General features: G+C 64.5%; 16 protein-coding genes. 7 read left to right on the forward strand and 9 right to left on the reverse strand.

Going from position 1 to position 21091, the window contains the following annotated elements; translation table 11 throughout:
* The 6 genes from ACM43_RS17865 to ACM43_RS17890 form a co-directional block, all read right to left on the reverse strand.
* Positions 1–486, reverse strand: a complete 486-nt coding sequence (locus tag ACM43_RS17865) for a tripartite tricarboxylate transporter TctB family protein (protein WP_271541748.1) — start codon at positions 484–486, stop codon at positions 1–3.
* A 152-nt stretch (positions 487–638) separates the two neighbouring features.
* The gene (locus ACM43_RS17870; protein WP_271541750.1) at positions 639–1616 is read right to left on the reverse strand and encodes a tripartite tricarboxylate transporter substrate binding protein; all 978 of its coding nucleotides are present in this window, start codon (positions 1614–1616) and stop codon (positions 639–641) included.
* Between the two features lie 202 nt (positions 1617–1818).
* On the reverse strand, positions 1819–4686 hold the full coding sequence (locus ACM43_RS17875) for a PAS-domain containing protein (protein WP_271541751.1): 2868 nt from the start codon (positions 4684–4686) through the stop codon (positions 1819–1821).
* Between the two features lie 228 nt (positions 4687–4914).
* Complete coding sequence (locus ACM43_RS17880) at positions 4915–5790, reverse strand: acyl-CoA acyltransferase (RefSeq protein WP_271541753.1); 876 nt, start codon at positions 5788–5790, stop codon at positions 4915–4917.
* Between the two features lie 41 nt (positions 5791–5831).
* Entirely contained in the window at positions 5832–6812 is a 981-nt protein-coding gene (locus ACM43_RS17885) for an amino acid--[acyl-carrier-protein] ligase (RefSeq protein WP_271541755.1), read from the reverse strand.
* 55 nt (positions 6813–6867) lie between these two features.
* On the reverse strand, positions 6868–8085 hold the full coding sequence (locus ACM43_RS17890) for an acyl-CoA dehydrogenase family protein (protein ID WP_157285369.1): 1218 nt from the start codon (positions 8083–8085) through the stop codon (positions 6868–6870).
* Between the two features lie 359 nt (positions 8086–8444).
* Here ACM43_RS17890 and ACM43_RS17895 point away from each other — a divergent pair, with 359 nt between their 5' ends.
* From ACM43_RS17895 to mtnA, 3 genes are all read left to right on the forward strand, one after another.
* Positions 8445–8717 (forward strand): phosphopantetheine-binding protein, encoded by a 273-nt coding sequence (locus tag ACM43_RS17895; protein WP_271541759.1) that lies wholly within the window; start codon positions 8445–8447, stop codon positions 8715–8717.
* An 87-nt stretch (positions 8718–8804) separates the two neighbouring features.
* Positions 8805–9680, forward strand: coding sequence for an S-methyl-5'-thioadenosine phosphorylase (locus tag ACM43_RS17900; RefSeq protein ID WP_057025947.1), 876 nt, complete (start codon positions 8805–8807; stop codon positions 9678–9680).
* Between the two features lie 30 nt (positions 9681–9710).
* Entirely contained in the window at positions 9711–10817 is a 1107-nt protein-coding gene (gene mtnA / locus ACM43_RS17905) for an S-methyl-5-thioribose-1-phosphate isomerase (protein WP_271541762.1), read from the forward strand.
* A gap of 120 nt (positions 10818–10937) precedes the next feature.
* Here mtnA and ACM43_RS17910 read toward each other — a convergent pair whose 3' ends face one another.
* Positions 10938–11573 carry an HAD-IA family hydrolase gene (locus ACM43_RS17910; protein WP_271541764.1) on the reverse strand — a complete coding sequence of 212 codons (636 nt, stop codon included), beginning with the start codon at positions 11571–11573 and terminating at the stop codon, positions 10938–10940.
* Positions 11574–11677: 104 nt separating this feature from the next.
* Here ACM43_RS17910 and ACM43_RS17915 point away from each other — a divergent pair, with 104 nt between their 5' ends.
* Entirely contained in the window at positions 11678–12436 is a 759-nt protein-coding gene (locus ACM43_RS17915) for a S1 family peptidase (RefSeq protein WP_271541766.1), read from the forward strand.
* A 125-nt stretch (positions 12437–12561) separates the two neighbouring features.
* Positions 12562–14064, forward strand: a complete 1503-nt coding sequence (locus ACM43_RS17920) for a flavin-containing monooxygenase (protein WP_271541768.1) — start codon at positions 12562–12564, stop codon at positions 14062–14064.
* A 240-nt stretch (positions 14065–14304) separates the two neighbouring features.
* Here the strand turns inward: ACM43_RS17920 and ACM43_RS17925 are convergent, their stop codons facing one another.
* Both ACM43_RS17925 and ACM43_RS17930 read right to left on the reverse strand, forming a co-directional pair.
* A complete protein-coding gene (locus ACM43_RS17925) occupies positions 14305–15231 on the reverse strand; it encodes a response regulator (protein ID WP_442869316.1) in 927 nt (308 codons plus the stop codon).
* A complete protein-coding gene (locus ACM43_RS17930) occupies positions 15215–18586 on the reverse strand; it encodes a hybrid sensor histidine kinase/response regulator (RefSeq protein ID WP_271541770.1) in 3372 nt (1123 codons plus the stop codon). Before ACM43_RS17930 ends, ACM43_RS17925 begins: the two co-directional genes overlap by 17 nt.
* A 169-nt stretch (positions 18587–18755) precedes the next feature.
* On the opposite strand from ACM43_RS17930, the gene urtA reads away from it, so the two are divergent.
* Positions 18756–20015, forward strand: coding sequence for an urea ABC transporter substrate-binding protein (gene urtA, locus ACM43_RS17935; RefSeq protein WP_271541772.1), 1260 nt, complete (start codon positions 18756–18758; stop codon positions 20013–20015).
* A gap of 145 nt (positions 20016–20160) precedes the next feature.
* Positions 20161–21087 carry an urea ABC transporter permease subunit UrtB gene (gene urtB / locus ACM43_RS17940; protein WP_036002129.1) on the forward strand — a complete coding sequence of 309 codons (927 nt, stop codon included), beginning with the start codon at positions 20161–20163 and terminating at the stop codon, positions 21085–21087.
* Positions 21088–21091 lie beyond the last annotated feature (4 nt).

The following is a 21091-nucleotide window of genomic DNA, read 5'->3' on the forward strand; positions in this document are numbered from 1 at the left end:
TCAGCCGATCCCGAACAGGCCTGACGGCAACTGGATCAACAGCAGTCGCTTGAGCACCCACCACATGCCCAATGGCACCAGCAGCGCGATCGGAATCGCCAGCGTCCAGCGCACCGGATCGATCAGCCGCAACAGCAGCAGCATCAGCGGGATCGATGACAGCAGGAATCCCAGCGGCTCCAGCGCGAAGGCGAATGCGGTGAGGCAGGCGATGAGGACAAGCGGCTTGCTCCAGCGCACGTTCTCCCAGCGCGAGGCCAGCGTCGGCCCGCCCTCGGTGATCGCCGAGACGATGATGGCGCCCGCGAACACGCACATCAGGATGCCCGTGTAGAACAGCACATAGCCGGGGCCGGGATCGTTGATGGTGCCGAGCTTGAGCTTCAAGCCCGACCAGATCACGAAGCCGCCGAGTGCGAGCCCGATCAGCCCGCCCCAGAGTTCGGAGTTGCTGAGGCGGAGCTTGACGTTGGTACGGGTGGTCATCGCGATCTCTCGTGCCCCGGACGCAGCGCAGCGCGAAGCGGTGCGCTGCAGAGCCGGGGCCCATGCGTGTGGAGGAAAGGGTGGATCCCCGCTCTGCAGTGCATCGCTGAAGAAGCGCTGCATCGCGTCCGGGACACACTAGTAGCTCGATCCTACTTCTTCGCGAGCCCGAGCGTCTCGATCACCTTGCGCTCGGACGCCGTGACCTCGACGATGAACTTCTTGTAGTCCTCGGTGTTCTTGTAGTTCGGCACCATGTCGTATTTCGCGAGCGTGGCGATCACCGCGGGATCCTCGACTGCCTTCTTGAAGGCATCGTGCAGCTTGGCGACGATCTTGGGATCCATTCCTTTCGGGCCGGCGATACCGAACGGGGAATCATAGACCATGGGATAGCCGAGCTCCTTCAGCGTCGGCACGTCGGGATAGTTCGGCGACCGTGCCCCGGTCCACACCATCAGGAGCCGCAGCTTGCCGGCGTCGACCAGCGGCCGCCATCCCGTGGAATCCGCCTGCAGCATGGTGTGCTGTCCCAGCACCGCGGCATTGGTCTCCGCACCGCCCTTGAAAGGGACCTGGGTCAGCTTGATGCCGGACATCGCGGCGATCTGCTCCATGCCGATATGCAGCGAGGTGCCGGCGCCGGGCGTGGCATAGGTCACCTTGCCCGGATTTGCCTTTGCGAACTCCACCACGTCCTTCCAGCTCTTGAACTGCGATTCCGCGCTGGTGGTCACGCCGAACGTGTAGCCGGTGAGATGGACGATATAGGTGAAATCCTTTGCCGGATCCCACGACACCTCCTGCATCAAGGGCAGACGAAACACGGTGATCGGGATCTGCGAGATGGTATAGCCGTCCGGCTTCGCCGCCGCCGCCATCGTCGCGGGCCCGACCGTGCCGCTGCCGCCGGCCTTGTTGTCGATCACGATCGGCTGGCCCAGCACCTTCGAGGCGCTGTCGGCGATCGCGCGCATCGAGAGATCAGTCGATCCGCCGGCCGGCCAAGGCACGATCAACGTGATCGGTTTCGTCGGGTAGTCCTGCGCATTAACGGCCGTGGAGAGCAATGCGCCCATGACGGCGTGCACCGCGGCAAATGCAATCGTCTTCAGCCCGTATCCCGACATCGAAAGCCTCCCTCGCGGCGGCCTCTCTGGGGGCGCCGTCTCTCGTTGCGAGGCGATTGTTCCTGAATTTGACGGAGAAGAAAAGCGTGTTGCGCGCATCGCTGTGCGGCCGTCGGTCAGCTAACGCCGACAGAGCCGACATCTGCGACAATTCGTCGTTTGGCCGCGTGCCGAGAGGCGGAATTTGAGCGGCCGAAGCGGGTCAGGCCACCCGCCGAACCGTGTTCAGCGTCTCGATGGTGCGGTCGACTTCCGAGGCGAGACACGGCTTGCCGAAGTAATAGCCTTGCACCGCGGTGCAGCCGCATTCGCGGACGAAGTCGAGCTGTTCCTCGGTTTCCACGCCCTCCGCCGTGGTCTCGACGCCGAGCACGGAGCCGAGGCTCGCGATCGTTCTGACGATGGCAACGCTCTCCGGGCTTTCGCCGAGCGTTCCGACGAAGGAGCGATCGATCTTGATGCGGTCGAACGGAAACTTGCGCAGATAGCTCAGGGAGGAATAGCCGACCCCGAAATCGTCGAGGCTGACGCGCACCCCGAGTGCGCGGAGCTGGTGCAGGATGTCGATGGTCGCCTTGCTGTCGTCCAGCAGCGCCGTCTCCGTGACCTCGAGCTCGAGCCGCTGCGGCGGCAGGCCGGCTTCCGCGAGCGCGCTCGTGACCATCGCCACCAGCCCGCGGGAGCGGAACTGCACCGGAGACAGGTTCACCGCGACGGTGACGCCGGGCCAGGACGCGGCGGTGGCGCAGGCCGTGCGCAGCACCCATTCGCCGATCGGAACGATCAGCCCGTTCTCCTCCGCAATCGGGATGAACTCGGCCGGAGAGACGAAGCCGCGCGAGGGATGCTTCCAGCGCAGCAATGCCTCGAAGCCGGTGAGCTCGGAGGAATCGAGCCGCATCTGCGGCTGGAACACCAGGTGGAATTCACGCCCTTCCAGCGCGCCGATCAGGTCCTGCTCCAGCGCGTGCCGGCTGCGCGCCTGTTCCTCCATCTCGGGCTCGAACAGCTGATAGGCTCCGCGCCCCTTGGCCTTGGCCTGGTACAGCGCGAGGTCGGCGCATTTCATCAGCTCATCGGCATCGAGTCCGTGGTCGGGTGCGATCGCGATGCCGACGGAGACGCCGACATGGATCGACTGGCTTTCCAGCGGCGGCGGATGACCGATGATCTCGACCAGGCGGCGGGCGAGCGCCTCGGCCGATTGCGGCTGCGGCCCGCGCTGGAGAACGGCGAACTCGTCGCCGCCAAGCCGCGCGACGGTGTCGTGCTCGCCGACATTCTCCTTGAGACGCGCCGCGACCCAGCGCAGCAGGCGGTCGCCGGCGGCGTGACCGAGGCGGTCGTTGACGGTCTTGAAATTGTCGAGGTCGAAGCACAGCACGGCCATGGCGCCGCCGGCGATCGCGACCTGGTTCAGTCCCTCGCCCATCTTCTCGCGGAACAGCGTGCGGTTGGGCAGGTCGGTGAGCGAATCGTGCCGCGCCATGTGGGCCACCCGGGCCTGGGCCTTGTGGCGCTCGGTGACGTCCTCATAGGTCACGACCCAGCCGCCATGCTCCATGCGCTTGTGATTCAGCTTGATGATGCGGCCATCGTTCAAATGGCGGTGCAGCGTGTGCTCGCCCTCGCGCAGCCTCTCGACGTAGTCGGCATAGAGCTTGGCGCCGGTCATGTTCGGATGGATACCGAGCTCGCAGCTGTGCTCCATGATCTCTCGCATCGAGACGCCTGGCTTCACGATCTCCGGCGACAATCCGTACATCTCGATGTAGCGGCGGTTGCAGACGATCACGCGCAGGCTGCCGTCGAGCATGCACAGGCCCTGGCTCATGTTGTTCAGGGCCGCGTCGAACCGGCGGTACTGCTCGCTCAGCTCCTCGATCGCACGCTCGCGCTCGGTAATGTCCTCATAGGTGGCGACGAAGCCGCCTTCGGCCAGCGCGCAATAGCGCACCGAGATCACCGTGTCGTTCGACATACGCCGGCGCATCGGCGAGGAATCACGGCTCGCGATCCGCGCGCGGGCGGCTTTGAGGATCTGCTGCGGGCTGTATTCCGGGGAAAACGCGCCGTTCGCCATGGATCGCTCGATCAACTCGGCGAGGTGTGTGCCGGGGCGCGTCTCCTCCGGCGACAACAGGTAGATCTTGAGGTAGGTGGAGTTGCAGACCCGAAGCCGCATGTCGCTGTCGAAGAAGGCGAGCCCGTGCGCCATGTTCTCCAGCGCCGCATCGAGGATGAAATTCTGCTGCCGCAGCGTTTCCTCGTATTGCAGCCGCTCCGTGACGTCCTCGTGCACCGTCACCCAGCCGCCGTCGGGCAGGAAGCGGGAGACCGCCTGCACCATCCGTCCGTCGTAGCGCATCACCAGCAGCGTCTTCGGCTTCCTGCTGCGCACGTCCTCCAGCCGGCTCTGGTAGAATTCGTCGCCCGACATGCCCGGCAGGTTGCCGCGCGACATCCAGTGCTCGATCACCGTGGAATGCGCGACGCCGGGCTTCACGATCTCGGGGTCGAGGTTGTAGAGCTTCAGGAACCGTTCGTTGCAGACGACGACACGGCTGTCGACGTCGTACATGATCAGTCCGTGCGACATGTTGGCGAGCGCGTGCTGGCTGCGCTCGGTCTGCACGAGCAGTTCCGCTTCGAGCCGGGCGAGGCGGGTGACGTCGTCGCAGATCGTCATCCAGCCGCCGCCGGGGAGCGGCTTCAGCTCGAGCGACATGACGAGGCCGCTCGCCAGCATTTGCTCGGTGCGGAACGGCTTGCCCGCGGCGATCTGCGCCATCCGCGTCGAATACAACGCATCGAGCTGGTCTTGCGGAAAGTTGCCGCGGCTTGCGCTGTGCGCGAGCACCTCGCGATAGCTGGTGCCGACCCGCACGATTTCGGCCGACATGTCGAACAGCGTGAGATAGCGCTGGTTCGTCACCACGATCCGGTTGTCGGCATCGTAGACGCAGACGCCCTGTTCCATGTGGTCGAGCGCAAGCTGGCTCAGCGCGACCAGGGCGCCTGGGCCCTGCTCAAGACCTGTACCAAGCTCGCTGTCGTGGGTCGACGTCATGGGTCGGCAGGGCCTCGGCGGGCAATAGACTTGATGCAACCTAATTCAGCCGCCGAGGCTAGCGAACAGGCCGGAAAATTCCCTTAAGCGCCGTAGTTTACGGAGGGTGATCGGCGATGGTGAGCGCACGCGTAAACGGCCCGCTGCCAAGGCGATACGCCGTAGCTCCGGACGAGCGCGGCGATATTCCCGCTCTGCTCGTACAGATTTACAGAGCCGGGCGTTGCTCTACGGCCCGTACAGCACGAGCTCCGTGTCGGTGAGGTCGCCGAGCTGTGGCTGGTGCGGGCCCCTGAAGTATTTCCGGCCGCGCCGCTCGGTGTAGATGCCGACGAGGCCGGGAACCGGACCGTTGGCATCGACGGCCACCGCGATCTTGCCGAGCCGCAGCAGCAGCCGTCCGATGCGGCCGGCGCATTCGGCAAATTCTGCGGTGCTCCGGCAATAGATCAGCTTCATGGCGGGCGGTGCGATGAAACCGCGGCGGATGCGCACCGGTTGCAGGATGAAGGGGAAGGTTCCCTTCGGCGTGCGGCAGACGAGGCTAAGGCAATTGTAGCGCGCATGTCGCGTTAAAAGCTCGGTCTCCGTCTCGGAAAGCCCCTTGATCTCCTTGGCGTGCGGCGGAATGACCTCGATCTCGTTCCAGCGCGGGACGCGCGCTAGCGCAGGGACGGAGAAGAATATGCCGCGGCAATAGGCGCGAAAGCCCTGCGTTTCGATGATCGGCCAGGTCCACTGCGCGGGGCTGATGTTGAAGTAAGTGACGTCCTTGTGCCGCTGGGCGATCTTGGTCAGCAGCGGCGCGTAGTTGCGGTAGGCCGGGTCGACATACCAGCTCGACAAATTGCACCGGATGGCGGTCTCTTCGCCCTCCTTGCGTGAGGTGTAGATCAAGAGCAGCACGCCGACCGGCGTGCCGTCGTCGTCGAGCATATAGCCGAAGCGCGGATAACCCTCCGGCACGGCCCGGAAGGCCTGTCGGCGCAGACCCTGGATCCAGTAGTCGCGTGAACGGCCGACGAAGCCGCGCGTCAGCAAGTCCGCGATCTTGTCGACGTCGGACTCGGTGATCTCGCGGCATCGGACCTTGGTATGGATCACGCTCGTCTTGCCCGTGGAAATGGCCGGCCTCGTGAGTTGCTTCAGCGCCAGCCTTCGCCATGGGCCTCGGCCGCGAGAGGCGGCTGCAGGCTCAGGACGTCCCGCACCTTGGCGGGCCAGGCGGAAAGATCGGTGCCGTGGGTGTGGAACATGGCGACGGCCAGACGGTCCATGCCGAAGGCAACGCAGCCGGTGTGGGCCGGCTCGCCGTCGGCGTCCTGGATTCCCCAGGTCGTGCCGAAATGCTCGCGGTGATAGTTGAAGCTCATGCACGCCGTCGGCTGCTCTTCCGAGCGCAGCGGAATGAGCAGCTCGAACTTGAGCTGCTGCTGCTTCTGACTGACCGCTTTCATCTGGCCGACGCGGCCGAAGAACGGATCGCTGGCATAGTCGACGCGGAAGCTGAGGCCGAGGTCGGTCGCGATCTTCTGCGCGCGCACCATCCAGCGCTCGCGGAAATCGGCGACGTCGTCGGGGCTGCCGATGCAGACATATTCGCGCATGCGGAACGATTGCAGCCGGTCGAGATGCTTCGACGGCTCGCGGCGGAAGCAATCCGCGGCAACGTCGAAGCGCAGGCCACCCTTCGGCAATTGGCCGCGGCTCGCCGCGATCGGATAGACCGGATAGCAGGCGGCCGGCGACAGCACGAGATCGGCCGGCGACAGCGAAGTCGTCCAGTCGCCGCCGGCATCGAAGCGGCTCACCGCGGCGTTGATCTCGCGTTCGGTGCCGTGCAGGCCGCAGACGCAGCCGAGCAGGTTGGGAAAGCTCTTGAGATAGCCGGATTTCTCCAGCTGCGAGCGGCTCATCACCGGCGGGAAGCGCATCACCTCGGTGCCGGCCTCGCGATGACCGGTGATCAGCGCGGCGAGCTTCTCGACGATGCTCTCATAAAGTGCGGTGCGAGCATAGACGCCGTCGGCGCCCATGCGGTGGAACAGCTTGTCGGCGAGATGATCGAGCGGATCGATCATCTGCGGCGCGGTGGTGGGCGAGTCGGGGAGGACGGCAATATTCATGGGTCGATGTCCTGCTATCTCAAAATTTTCTTGTTGAAGCGGTCGCGGAGGTACGTCAGTCGCGAAGGCTCGCCGGCACCCCGCTCATCAATGTCGATGTCGCGGCATTGGCCAGGATCCGGTCGTTGTTGATCATGATCGGCGACGACAGCACGTCGCGGAGGTGGCGGCCCATGGTGAACTCGCCGTCGTTGCGATAGCCGGCAAGTCCCGCGGTGCGCATCGCGTGCATCACGGTCTCGACCGCGAGCTCGGAGGCCTGCACCTTCAAGAGCGTGATCGAGGACTGGAAGTCGAGCGAGCTCAGAGCACGCTCGTCGTGCTCGACGCGGGCGAAAGCGTCGATATTGGCTGATATCAGCGCGCGCAGCTTGGCCAGCGACATCTTGGCGGCGGTGAAGTGCGCCGCGGCCGGGGGCATCTGTCCGCCAGACGCGCGAGCCGCCTTGCGGATGAAGGCCTGCGCGCGCGTCACCGCCGCAGCGGCGATGCCGGCCCAGGCCGACGACCAGCACAGATGCGCGAACGGCGTCATGGTCTGGGCGTGGATCTTGTCATAGGATTCCGGGAAGACGCGGTCGGCGGGGCAGTCGACCTTCAGCTCGAACCCCGTCGAGCAGGTGCCGCGCATGCCGAGCGTTTCCCAGCCCAGCGTCCGCTTCAGCGAATAATCGTCCTTGGCGAGCGCCAGCAGCACCTGGTCGGAGGCGGCGGCTTCGGTGGCGCGGCGGGCGATGGTGACGAGGCCATCGGCTTCGGCGCCGTAGGAGATCACGGTGGCGTCGCGCACCAGCGAGACGGTATCGCCGGCATGGTCGACCGCAGCCGCGCTGGCGCGGATGTTGCCGCCGTTCTGGCCTTCGGTGGTGGAAGAGGCGAGCAGCCACTGGTCGCGGGCGACCCGGCGCATCATGGTCTCCATCCAGGGGATGCCATGGCCGTGCCTGATGACGCAGGCGACCTTGGTCTGGTGCATCGCGTAGATCATCGCCGTGGACGCGCAGGCGCGTCCGAGCGTGTAGCAGATGTCGGTGACGTCATGGATCGAAGCGCCGAAACCGCCGAACTCGACCGGGATCATCACGCCGAGCAGTTTCTGCTCACGCGCGACGTCGAAAGCCCGGTGCGGGAAGCGGGCGTCGCGATCGACCTCGTCGGCGTCGGCCGCGGCCGCTGCGGCGGTCCGGGCGGCGCGCTCGATCAGGGAGGGACCCTGCTCGAGAAAGCTCGCCTGCATTTCGTCGACAGTGAGGACTGCTTCACGCACGTTCATGCTCGTCCGCCTCCGGTTTGCCGTTCGAGATCGCCGGCATCATTCGCGATGCCGCTTGAGGCGATCCTCCAGCCATCTTTGCTTGTGAGACGAGGCTACGGATTTAATTCAAATTCGTCGATGAAATAGAGGGTAAACAAAACCCAATTCCGAACGAACAGTTAAGGTCCGGTTGTTCGCATCGCCGGATTTTCCGGTATCGCGTTAGGACTCTGGAAGAAGGCTGGATTTCCGACAATCTGAGTCATCGTTTACTAAGAAACGCGAAGTATTGGTGTCGCCCATTGCAGGACCGGCAGCCCGCACCCATCGTAGCCGGCAGTTCGGTCCGACCTCGATAGACAGATGGGAATTTGCCGATGCAGGCCTTCGATACCGTTTTGCGCAATCGCATCATCAAGCTGGTGAAGGGCATCCTCGAGCAGAATTCGCTCGCCGCAGACGTTACGCCTTCGTCCAAGCTGGTCGATATCGGCCTGACCTCGATGGACATGGTCAATCTCATGCTCGGCGTCGAGGCCGAATTCGACTTCACCATTCCGCAGTCCGAGATCACACCGGAGAATTTTCAGTCGGTCGAGACGCTGGAGCGGATGGTCGCGATGCAGCTCCAGCCGGCGACCGCGGCTTAACAGGGGCGCATCTCCCCCCGTTCCAAATCCGCCGCAAAACTGGCATAGCTTAACCATGTCACATTTGGCGGACAGGGTGGAGCAGGCATGACGCAGGCGGTATTGGGCATCATCGGCGGCTCGGGCATCTATGACCTGCCCGGCTTAGAGGGTGCGCGCGAAGAGGTGATCGAGAGCCCCTGGGGCGAGCCGTCGGCTCCTTTAAGGCGTGGCTCCATCGCCGGCCTGCCGATCGTGTTCCTGCCGCGGCATGACAAGGGGCACCGGCTGTCCCCCTCCGACATCAATTATCGCGCCAACATCGACGTGCTGAAGCGCGCCGGCGTCACCGATTTGATCTCGCTCTCGGCCTGCGGTTCCTTCAGGGAGGAACTGCCGCCGGGCACCTTCGTTCTCGTCGACCAGTTCGTCGACCGCACCCACAAGCGCGAGAGCTCGTTCTTCGGCCGCGGCTGCGTCGCGCATGTGTCGATGGCGCACCCGGTCTCGCCGCGGCTGCGCATCCATCTGGCGGCCGCCGCGGAGGCGGAAGGCATCGCGATCGCGCGCGGCGGCACTTATGTCTGCATGGAAGGGCCGCAATTCTCCACTTACGCGGAAAGCATGACCTACAAGACGCTGGGCTACTCGGTGATCGGCATGACCAATATGCCCGAAGCCAAGCTCGCCCGTGAGGCGGAGATCTGTTACGCCACCGTCGCGATGGTGACGGATTTCGACTGCTGGCATCCCGACCACGATGCGGTCACTGTGCAGGACATCATCCGCGTGCTGAATTCGAACGCCGACAAGGCGAAGGCGCTGGTGGCGCGGCTGGCCAAGGATTTTCCGCGTGAGCACGAGCCGTGCCCGATCGGTTCGGACCGTGCGCTCGACACCGCGCTGATCACGGCGCCGGAGGCGCGCGATCCCGAGCTCCTGAAGAAGCTCGATGCGGTGGCCGGGCGCATCCTGCGAGCGTGAGACGCAAGAAAAACGAAAAGGCAGAATGCCATGAAGGTCGACGGCAAGCATTTCCGCAGCATCTGGCGCGAGCGCGACGGCTGGTCGGTCGGAGCGATCGATCAGCGCCGGCTGCCGCATGAATTCGTCGTTGCGCGGCTGACCTCGTGTGAAGATGCGGCCGTTGCTATCAGGGACATGCTGGTGCGCGGCGCGCCGCTGATCGGCGCCACCGCCGCCTACGGCATGGCGCTCGCGATGCGCGAGGATGTCTCCGACGCCGGGCTGCAACGCGCTTATGACACCCTCGTCGTGGCGCGGCCGACCGCGATCAATCTGAAATGGGCGCTGGACGAGATGCGCGCGGCGCTCGCGCCGATCGATCCGGTGGAACGGGCGGAAGCGGCCTATGCGCGCGCCGACGAGATCGCCGAGCAGGACGTCGAGATCAATCGCGGCATTGCCGACAACGGCCTGAAGCTGATCGAGGCGACCGCGGCGAAGAAGCCGGGCGAGGTGGTCAACGTGCTGACCCATTGCAACGCCGGCTGGCTCGCCACCGTCGATTGGGGGACGGCGACGGCGCCGATCTATCTCGCGCATGAGCGCGGCATCAAGATCCATGTCTGGGTCGACGAGACCCGTCCGCGCAACCAGGGCGCCTCGCTCACGGCCTGGGAGCTTGGCCATCACGGCGTGCCGCACACGGTGATCCCGGACAATACCGGCGGGCACCTGATGCAGCACGGCATGGTCGATCTCGCCATCGTCGGCACCGACCGCGTCGCCGCCAATGGCGACGTCTGCAACAAGATCGGCACTTACCTGAAGGCGCTCGCGGCGCATGACAATGGCGTGCCGTTCTACGTCGCGCTGCCGTCGCCGACCATCGATTTCGCCGTTCATGACGGCATCCGCGACATTCCGATCGAGCAGCGCAGCGGCGTGGAGGTCACCGACATGACCGGCCGCACCGCGGACGGCCGGCTGGAGACGGTACGCATCGTGCCCGAGAACTCGCCGGTCGCGAACTACGCCTTCGACGTGACGCCGGCGCGGCTCGTCACCGGTCTCATCACCGAGCGCGGCATGCTGAAGCCGGATCGCGCCGCGCTGGCGTCGGCATTTCCGGAACGGATCGCTGCTGCGGCGAAGTAGATTTGGTTGGGCGATATCTCGCCACAACCGTCATTGCGAGCGCAGCGAAGCAATCCAGACCTCCTCCGCGGAAAGACTCTGGATTGCTTCGCTGCGCTCGCAATGACGGCGTATGTCGAACTACCCCAGCTTCAATCCCGTCGCCGTCTCCAGCTCCGCGATCGCCTGCGCGCCGCTCGTGACCTTGATCGTGGTCATGCCCATCTGGCGCGCCGGCTTCAGGTTGACGCCGAGATCGTCGAGATAAACGCAATTGTTCGGGTCGACCTTCAGCGTCTCGACCATCATCTGGTAGATGCGTGGATCCGGCTTGCGCAGACCGATCTTGGCGGATTCGATGACGTGATCGAACAGCACCATGACTTCGGCGATGTAGAGGGAGCGCCCCGTCATGCTGCCGATCGCGTTGGCCGGCAGATTGTTGGTGATGCAACCGGTCTTGAATTGCGCCTTGATGCGCTTGAGGGCCTCGACCATCTCCGGGCGCAGATCGCCCTGCAGCAGCGGCAGCACGTCTCGGCCGCGCACCTCCGCGCCGAGCGCGAGCGATTCGGCGGCGAACATTGCGTCGAACGTCTCGATGTCGACCTCGGCCCGCTCGAATTTGGCCCAGGCGTTTTCCAAATGATTGGCGGCGTTGGTGCGCCGGATGATATCGGCGGGCAGGCCGCGCTCGGTCTCGAACCGTGTGAACGCCTCGAAGGGCGAGCTCGTCAGCACGCCGCCGAAATCAAAGATCACCGCCTCGATCGCCAATGTCCTGCCCTCGTCAATTGCTTTCCAAGAGGGCTAGCATGCGCTATCGGCAAGAGCCAGTCCGAAGCAATCGCCCGCCTTCACCGATGCCGATGCGTGTTCCCATGAAGAAGCTTGCCACCTTCATCGCAGTTGCGCTGCTGCTGACTGCGCCCGCTCACGCCATCGTCGGCGGCGGCACGCCGCAGGCAGATGGCGTCGCCCGCGCCGTCGTCACCATCGTCGGATCGCGCGGCAATTTCTGCACCGGCAGCCTGATCGCCCTGAGGCTGGTGTTGACGGTCGCCCATTGCGTGCAGCCTGGCGCGGATTACAAGGTGGTCGATCGCGGCGGCGACGGCCAGCCGCAATTGCTGAACGTGCGCACCGTCGCGATCCATCCGAACTTCAACATGCAAGCGATGCAGGCGCATCGCGCCACCGCCGACGTGGCGCTGCTGCAGTTGGAAACTCCACCAAAGGGAAAATCCACGGTGACGGTCGGCATGCCCACGATTCCAATTCAGGTCGGCAGCCGCTTCGTCATCGCCGGCATTGGCGTCACGGTTCACGGTGACGGCAAAAGCGGTGGCACCACGCGCGTTGCCGGCCTCGTCGCAACCGGACAGCCCGGCACGCTGCAGATTCGCCTGGTCGATCCCGTAACCAACGGTGTTCGCGGCGGAATTGGCGCCTGCACCGGCGATTCCGGCGGCCCCGTGTTCGAGGACAGGTCGAACGGTCCCGTGCTCGTCGGCCTCATCAGCTGGTCGACAGGACCGAACGGCGCCGCCGGTTGCGGCGGCTTGACCGGCGTGACGCCGCTGACACTCTATCGCGACTGGATCTTGCAGACCGCGCGGAGCTGGGGTGCGGCACTGTGATTTGACCGCGACTTGATCTATGTCATTTTGAAGCGGAGGCGCGGCGGGTGATCATGCCCGTCGCGGAGGAAACGCGCCGTCCAATCAAGGACGGCCACAAAGACAAGCAAGGCATAGAAGCAACAATGAATGTCGCTGTTCGCAGTCACGCCACGGCCAAACAGGCTTCGGAACATTTCGACGTGCTGATCGTCGGCGCCGGCATCTCCGGCATCGGTAGCGCCTATCACATCCAGAAGCAGCTTCCGGGCACGAGCTACGTCATCCTGGAGACGCAGGAAACATTCGGCGGCACCTGGAGCACGCATCGCTATCCCGGCATTCGCTCCGACAGCGATCTCCACACCTTCGGCTACAGCTTCAAGCCTTGGGTCGGCCCGCCAATTGCGACCGCCGAGGAGATCCTCTCCTATATGAAGGAGGTGATCGACGACAACGATATCGCGCGGCACATCCGCTACAAGCACAAGATCAGTTCCGCGAGCTGGTCGAGCGAGCAGAACCTCTGGACCATCGACGCCGTGACGACCGACACCGGCGAGCCCAGAACTTTCACGGCGAACTTTCTCTGGATGTGCCAGGGCTATTATCGCCATTCCGAAGGCTACACGCCGGAATGGAAGGGCATGGACCGTTTCAAGGGCCGCATCGTCCATCCCCAGACCTGGCCCGACGATATCGACCTCACGAACAAGAAAGTAGTGGTGATCGGCTCGGGCGCGACCGCGGCAACACTGGTGCCGAACATCACCGACAAGTGCGCCCATGTCACCATGCTGCAGCGCTCGCCGACCTACTTCCGCCTCGGCCGCAACGCCATAGAGATCGCGGAGGAACTACGACGGCTGCAGGTCGACGAAGCCTGGATCCACGAGATCGTGCGGCGGAAGATCCTGTTCGAGCAGGATGCCTTCACCAAGCTCTGCGTGTCCAAGCCCGAGCAGGTGAAGAAGGAGCTGATCGGCCAGATCAGCGCCGTGCTCGGTCCCGACTACGACGTCGAGACCCACTTCACGCCAAAATACCGGCCCTGGCGGCAGCGCATCGCCTTCGTGCCGGATGCCGATCTGTTCAAGGGCATCGCCAGCGGCAAGGCCTCCGTCGTCACCGACGAGATCGAATGCTTCGTTGAGACCGGCATCCAGCTCAAGTCCGGCAAGCTGCTCGAGGCCGATGTCATCGTCACTGCGACCGGCTTCAATCTTGCCGCGCTCGGCGATATCGCCTTCGAGATCGACGGCAAGCCGCTCGCCTTCGGCGACACCGTCACCTATCGCGGCATGATGTTCACGGGCGTGCCGAACATGGTCTGGGTGTTCGGCTATTTCCGCGCCAGCTGGACGCTGCGCGTCGATCTCGTCGCCGATTTCGTCTGCCGGCTGCTCGGGCACATGAAGGCGAAGGGCGCAAAGAAGGTCGAGGTCAAGCTGCGCCCAGAGGACCACAACATGCCGATCTTGCCCTGGATCGATCCGGAAAACTTCAACCCCGGCTACATGATGCGCAACATGAACCTGCTGCCCAAGCGCGGCGACAAGCCGGAATGGCAGCACAGCCAGGACTACTGGACCGAGAAGGACGAGATCCCGAAGACGAACCTGGACGACAAGGCGTTTGTGTACAGTTGAAGCAAGCCGATGTAAGGGGCGGCTAGCGACCGCCATACACTCCGCTGTCGTCCCGGGGCGCGAAGCGAGCCCGGGACCCATAACCACAGGGAGTGGTTATGAAGCGAGCTGGTCACTCCGAGTCTTCGCCAAACTACTCCCTGGGGTTATGGGTCCCGGATCGGCGCTCCGCTTCGCTGCGCTTGTCCGGGACGACACTGTTAGCTGGACTAGCGGCATCTCAACTCATTTGCAGCAGTCTCAAGAATTCCGCCGCGTCGCATTCGCGGCGATCGCGGCCGCGGCGGTCCGGTTCTCCACCCCGAGTTTGGCGTAGATCTGCTCCAGGTGCTTGTCGACGGTGCGCGGGCTGAGGCCCAGAATTTGCGCGATGTCGCGGTTGGTCTTGCCTTTGCTGAGCCAGGCCAGCACCTCGCCCTCGCGCGTGGTGAGGCCGAGCTCGCTGGTGAATTCGGGCGGCAGCGCGGTGCCGGCTTCCTTGGACAGCCGCAGCAGGAACTCGTTCGGCGCGGTCTCGCCCATGTAGTAGAAGCGGAGCTGCGGATTGTCGGGCAGCGACGCGGCCTGGGATTTGGAGCCGCTCTTGGCCTTCGCCTGCTCGAGCCATTGCAGCAGCGCCGGCGGCAGCACGAACTCGTCGGCCTGCGCGCCGTGATGGTCGGATAGCAGCTTCTGGGCCTGCGGCGTCGCCCACAACACGCTGCCGTGGCGATTGACCGCGAACAGGAAACGGCCGGAGACGTCGAGCGCGGCGCGCGCGCTCTGGGTCAGCCGGGCATTGCCGAGATGGACCCGGATGCGCGCCAGCATTTCCTCGATCACGATCGGCTTGGTCACGTAGTCGACGCCGCCGGCTTCCAATCCACGCACGATGTGCTCGGTTTCGGCCAGACCCGTCATGAAGATGACCGGCACATTGGCGAGACCCGCGTCGCGCTTGAGCCGGCGGCAGGTCTCGAAGCCGTCGATCCCTGGCATCACGGCGTCGAGCAGGATGATGTCGGGCGTGATCTGGTCGATGATGCGCATCGCCGCGGCGCCGTCGAGCGCCACCATCACCGTCATGCCGGCGCCGTCGAGCGCGTCGGTGAGCAGCCGGAGCGTCTCCGGGGAATCGTCGACGACGAGCGCGACGTCGCGCTTCTTCGATTCAATGCTCATAAGCATGCAACGTCTTCAATGTGTCCATGTACTGGTCGAGATCGAACCGATCGACCAGCGACCGCATCTGCGCGACGAAGTCGGCATGTTCGGGGTGCTCGCTGCCGATCTCGTCCAGCTTCAGCTGGATGCCCTTGACGTAGCCGATCTGGCCGAGCCCGATCAGCGCCTCGATGTGCCGCAGCGGCGGCTTCGATCCGGTCTCCGGATGCCAGAACGGCACCGCGACCTCGTGCGAGCCGTATTGCCATTCGATCTTGAGAAGCTGGCGAATCGTTGCCAGCAGCCGCGGGATGTCGATCGGCTTCATCAGGTAGCCGTCGTGGAAGGGCTGCGCCAGCGGCGTGCCATGAGCCTCGAGCGCGCTTGCCGACACCATCAGGATGCGGGCCTGATGATGGCCGCTGGCGCGCAAGGCCTCGGCGACCGCCCAGCCGTCCATGGCGGGCATCGAGATGTCGAGCAGGAACAGATCGGGCCGGCAATGCTGCGCCAATGCGAGGCAGCCGGCGCCGTCGGGCGCGCTGAGCAGGATGAAGCCGAGCGGCGTTAGCACCTCGCGCAGGAGGTCGCGATGCACGGGATCGTCGTCGGTGACGAGGATGGTCTTGCGCGGGCCGTGATAGCCTGAGACCGGCGCCTCCACCGGCGCGGTGCGCTGGGGATTGGCGACCTCCGAGAGCAGGATCTTGACCCTGAAGGTCGAGCCGGTGCCGACCGTGCTCGTGACCTTGATGTCCCCGCCCATCACGCCGGCGAGCAGGCGGCTGATGGTGAGCCCGAGGCCGGTGCCGGTCTGCGGCTGCGAGGCGCCGAGCGCACCCCGCTCGAAAGGCGCGAAGATGCGTTCGAGATCGCCACCCTGAATGCCCGGGCCGGTGTCGATCACCTCGAACTCGGCGACGGGGCTGCGATAGTGCACCACGAACTGCACGCTGCCGGACTGGGTGAACTTGATGGCGTTCGAGAGCAGGTTGATCAGCACCTGACGCAGCCGCTTCTCGTCGGCATAGACCACGCGCGGCAGCGTCGGCGGCCGCCTGAACACGAAGTCGATGCCCTTGGCCGCGGCCTGGAGGCGGAACATGCCGACGAGCTGGTCGAGGAACTCGCTCAAGCGCACCTCGTCGCGCGACAGATACAGCCGCCCCGCCTCGATCTTGGAGATGTCGAGGATGCCGTCGATCAGCCCGGAGAGATGGTCGGCGCTGCGGCGGACGACGCGGACCTGGTCACGCGGCTTGGCACCAAGGCTCGTATCCTGCTCGAGCAGTTGCGCATAGCCGCTGATCGCATTGAGCGGCGAGCGCAGCTCGTGGCTCAGCCCGACCACATAGCGGCTCTTGGCGAGATTGGCGGATTCGGCGACCTCCTTGGCACGCTGGAGCTCGGCATCGGTGCGCTTGTGCGCGTCGATCTCCTGGATCAGCAGCGCGGTCTGCCGCCGCGTCTCGGCCTCGGCGGCGCGGCGGCTCTGCTGCGCCAGCACGAACAGCCACGCCACCACGCCGATGATAATGCTGAGCGAGAAGAACACCTTCCACAGCACGTCGGACACGAGCTCGTTGTCGCCGTGCACGTTCGCCGACGTCTGTAGATAGATGAGTCCCAGCACCAGGGCGATCAGGCCGGCGGAGACCACGAAGACACCGATATAGTGGCCGACTTGCGAGTTGATCCGGGCGTAGATCGGCTGCGGCATCAGCCGGCCCAGCGTTTCCGACACCTGCGCCTGGAATCTCGCGTGCGGCTTGCAGAGATCGTGGCAGCGCGCGTCCAGCGAACAGCACAGCGAGCAGATCGGCCCCGCATAAGCGGGGCAGGAGGCCATGTCCTCCGGCTCGAACGAGTGCTCACAGATGCAGCACTGGATCGCCTCGATGTTCTGCCAGCTCCGCTTCGGCTTGCGCGCGATGTAGTATTTGCCGCCCGTGGCCCAGGCGATCAACGGCGCCGTGAGGAAGGCCGCCGCGAGCGCGATGAAGGCCGACAGCGCCTTCGCGGTCGGCCCGAACAGGCCGTAGAAGGCGCTGATCGAGACGATGGTCGCGATCGTCATCGCTCCCACGCCGACCGGATTAACGTCGTAGAGATGCGCGCGCTTGAACTCGATCTGCTGCGGCCGCAGTCCGAGCGGCTTGTTGATGACGAGGTCGGCGACCAGCGCGCCGACCCAGGCGATCGCGACATTGGAATAGAGCGCCAGCGTCTGCTCCAGCGCCTTGTAGACGCCGATCTCCATCAGCAGCAGGGCCACGATGACGTTGAAGACCAGCCAGACCACGCGCCCGGGATGGCTGTGGGTCAAGCGCGAGAAGAAGTTCGACCAGGCGATCGAGCCGGCATAGGCGTTGGTGACGTTGATCTTGACCTGCGACAGGATCACGAAGGTGCCGGTCAAGGCCAAAGCGAGGTCAGGCTGCGACAGCACGTAGCGGAAGGCTTCGAGATACATGTGCGCCGGCTCGGCCGCCTCCTCGGGCGGCACGCCGTGGCTGAGCGCGAAGAAGGCGAGGAACGAGCCCGCCAGCAGCTTCAGCGCGCCCAGCACGATCCAGCCCGGCCCCGCGCTCATCAGCGCCATCCACCAGGAGGCCCTGGAGGCGCGGCGGTCGCGCGGCAGGAACCGCAGGAAGTCGACCTGCTCGCCGATCTGCGCCACCAGCGAGAACACGACCGAGGCCGCAACGCCGAACAGCAGGAGATCGAAGTGCCCGTTGAGATCGCCGTGCTCGCCGGAGAATTTGTGCCACTCCGCAAAGGAGCGCGGATTGTGCCAGGCGATCGCGGCGAACGGAATGATGTGAAGGATCACCCACAGCGGCTGCGTCCACAATTGGAAGCGGCTGATCAGCGTGATGCCGTAGGCCACCAGCGGGATGATGACGACGGCGCTGATGAGATAGCCGACCGGCCGCGGAATCCCGAAGCACATCTCGAGCGCGGAGGCGAGGATCACGGCCTCGATCGCGAAGAAAATGAAGGTGAAGGACGCGTAGATCAGCGAGGTGACGGTCGAGCCGATGTAACCGAAGCCGGCCCCCCGCGTCAGCAGGTCGATGTCGATGCCGCATTTGGCGGCATAATACGCAATCGGCACCCCGCAGCCGAAGATGATGACGGAAACCACGACGATGGCGGCAGTCGCGTTGGTGACGCCATAGTTCAGCGTGATGGTCCCGCCGATCGCCTCCATCGCCAGGAACGAGATCGCGCCCAGTGCCGTGTTGGCGACGCGGGCGGCGGACCAGCGCCGCGCGCTCTTGGCGGTGAAGCGCAGGGCGTAATCTTCCAGCGTCTGGTTGGCGACCCATTGATTGTACTGGCGCCTGACGCGGTCTATTCGCTGCCGCCCTGCCACTTAACCCCACTCCCGATACGGACCCGGACCCCTCGCAAATTCCGTACCAGAAGCCTACGTCGGCATTTTGCGGTGCAGTATACGCGATCTTGCGTATGCGTGCGCTGCATAAATTCGAGCCATCCTCACGGGCACCAATCGCGTGTTCTCGAACAAAAGTGGGGTGCTCATGTCAGACGAAGCAAACAAGGGCCTGTTGTCGCCGCTGCGGCGCAAATTATTGATGGGAATGGCCGCAGTGCCGGCCATCACCATGCTGCCGCGCGGGTCATTTGCGCAGGCGCCGGCGACCTCGGCGGTCAACACCACGGGTCTGGCCGTCACCGACACCGAGGTCACGGTCGGCATCCTGCATTCGGCGACCGGCACCATGGCGATCTCCGAGACCGGCTCGATCCAGGCCGAAAAGCTCGCTATCGAGCAGATCAACGCGGCCGGCGGCGTGCTCGGCCGCAAGATCAAGTTCATCCAGGAGGACGGCGCGTCGGACTGGCCGACCTTCGCCGAAAAGGCGAAGAAGCTGCTCGTCAACGACAAGGTGGCGGCGATCATGGGCTGCTGGACCTCGGCCTCGCGCAAGGCGGTGCTTCCTGTCGTCGAGCAGTATAACGGCATGCTCTACTACCCGACCTTCTACGAAGGCCTCGAGCAGTCCAAGAACGTCATCTACACCGGCCAGGAAGCGACCCAGCAGATTCTCGCCGGCCTGAACTGGATCGCCAAGGAGAAGGGCGCGAAGTCCTTCTTCTTCATCGGTTCGGACTACATCTGGCCACGCACCTCCAACAAGATCGCGCGCAAGCATGTCGAGAACGTGCTCAAGGGCAAGGTCGTCGGCGAGGAATATTATGCGCTCGGCTCGACGCAGTTCAACTCGGTCATCAACAAGATCAAGCTGACCAAGCCGGACGTGATCTTCACCGACGTCGTCGGCGGTTCGAACGTCGCCTTCTACAAGCAGCTCAAGGCGGCCGGCATCGATCTCTCCAAGCAGGCACTGCTGACGATCTCGGTGACCGAGGACGAGATCGACGGTATCGGCGGCGAGAACATCGCGGGCGCTTATGCCTGCATGAAGTACTTCCAGTCGCTCGATAATGCGAACAACAAGGCTTTCGTCTCGGCGTTCAAGAAGATGTGGGGCGAGAAGACCGTGATCGGAGACGTCACCCAGGCTGCCTATCTCGGCCCCTGGCTGTGGAAGCTGACGGTCGAGAAGGCCGGCTCTTTCGACGTCGACAAGATCGCCACGGCCTCGACCGGCGTCGAGTTCAAGGGCGCGCCGGAAGGCTATGTGCGCATCCACGAGAACCATCACCTCTGGTCGAAGACCCGGGTGGGGCGCGCCAAGCTCGATGGCCAGTTCGAGCTGATCTACGAGACCGCCGATCTCATTGAGCCGGATCCGTTCCCCAAGGGCTACCAGTAAGAGCGCTACCAGTAAGTCGCGACCCCCGTCGCACTTTTCCCCCAAGGCAAAACCGCTCCCTGGCGTGGATCGCAAGTCCATGCCTCAAGCCCCCGCGTCGCGAACCTGCTCGCGACGCGGGACCCTTTCCCGACGGAGGACATGGATGTTCGGCGACTATTCGATTGGCGACCTCGGCTCGATCTTCGTCATGCAGGGGTTTGCCGGACTGATCCTGTTCTCCGTCTACGTCCTGATGGCACTCGGCCTTGCGATCATCTTCGGCCAGATGGGCGTCATCAACATGGCCCACGGCGAGTTCATGATCCTCGGAGCCTACGTCACCTGGATGACTTCCAATCTCTTCCAGGCCTATTTGCCGAGCCTCTTCAGCGGCTACTTCTTCCTTGCCATGATACTGGCCTTCCTCGCATCGGGCGCGCTGGGCATGCTGGTGGAATGGGGGCTGATACGGCACCTCTACAAGCGCCCGCTCGATACGCTGCTCGCGACCTGGGGCCTCAGCCTGATGCTGCAGCAGGCCTATCGCTCAGTGTTCGGCGCGCGCGAGGTCGGCGTCGAGCTGCCGCAATGGATGCTGGGCTCGCTGCGCGTCACCGACAGCATCGAGGTGCCGATCAACGGCGTCTTCGTGATGTGCCTCACCGTGCTGATCACCATTGCCGTCGCCTACGTTCTCTACATGTCGCGCTGGGGCCGTCAGGTCCGTGCGGTCGTGCAGAACCGCATCATGGCCGGCGCGGTCGGCATCAACACCGAGAAGGTCGACCGCTACACCTTCGGGCTCGGCTGCGGCATCGCCGGTGTCGCCGGCAGCGCCTTCACCATGATCGGCTCGACCGGGCCGACGTCGGGCCAGCTCTACATCGTCGACACCTTCCTCGTCGTCGTGTTCGGCGGCGCCGCCAGCCTGCTCGGCACCATCGCCTCGGCCTTCTCGATCTCGCAGACGCAATCGACGCTCGAGTTCTTCATGTCGGGCTCGATGGCCAAGGTGCTCACGCTGCTCGCCGTCGTCGGCATCCTGATGCTGCGGCCGCAGGGTCTGTTCGCCCTCAAGGTCCGCAAATAACGAG

Source organism: Bradyrhizobium sp. CCBAU 45321 (assembly GCF_028128975.1).
GTDB classification, from domain to species: domain Bacteria; phylum Pseudomonadota; class Alphaproteobacteria; order Rhizobiales; family Xanthobacteraceae; genus Bradyrhizobium; species Bradyrhizobium yuanmingense.

Bases quoted from the DNA above. Each gene is read 5' to 3' on its own strand.
- ACM43_RS17865 (WP_271541748.1), bottom strand. From the start codon at position 486: ATGACCACCCGTACCAACGTCAAGCTCCGCCTCAGCAACTCCGAACTC.
- ACM43_RS17870 (WP_271541750.1), bottom strand. From the start codon at position 1,616: ATGTCGGGATACGGGCTGAAGACGATTGCATTTGCCGCGGTGCACGCC.
- ACM43_RS17875 (WP_271541751.1), bottom strand. From the start codon at position 4,686: ATGACGTCGACCCACGACAGCGAGCTTGGTACAGGTCTTGAGCAGGGC.
- ACM43_RS17885 (WP_271541755.1), bottom strand. From the start codon at position 6,812: ATGAATATTGCCGTCCTCCCCGACTCGCCCACCACCGCGCCGCAGATG.
- ACM43_RS17890 (WP_157285369.1), bottom strand. From the start codon at position 8,085: ATGAACGTGCGTGAAGCAGTCCTCACTGTCGACGAAATGCAGGCGAGC.
- ACM43_RS17895 (WP_271541759.1), top strand. From the start codon at position 8,445: ATGCAGGCCTTCGATACCGTTTTGCGCAATCGCATCATCAAGCTGGTG.
- ACM43_RS17900 (WP_057025947.1), top strand. From the start codon at position 8,805: ATGACGCAGGCGGTATTGGGCATCATCGGCGGCTCGGGCATCTATGAC.
- mtnA (WP_271541762.1), top strand. From the start codon at position 9,711: ATGAAGGTCGACGGCAAGCATTTCCGCAGCATCTGGCGCGAGCGCGAC.
- ACM43_RS17915 (WP_271541766.1), top strand. From the start codon at position 11,678: ATGAAGAAGCTTGCCACCTTCATCGCAGTTGCGCTGCTGCTGACTGCG.
- ACM43_RS17920 (WP_271541768.1), top strand. From the start codon at position 12,562: ATGAATGTCGCTGTTCGCAGTCACGCCACGGCCAAACAGGCTTCGGAA.
- ACM43_RS17925 (WP_442869316.1), bottom strand. From the start codon at position 15,231: ATGCTTATGAGCATTGAATCGAAGAAGCGCGACGTCGCGCTCGTCGTC.
- urtA (WP_271541772.1), top strand. From the start codon at position 18,756: ATGTCAGACGAAGCAAACAAGGGCCTGTTGTCGCCGCTGCGGCGCAAA.
- urtB (WP_036002129.1), top strand. From the start codon at position 20,161: ATGTTCGGCGACTATTCGATTGGCGACCTCGGCTCGATCTTCGTCATG.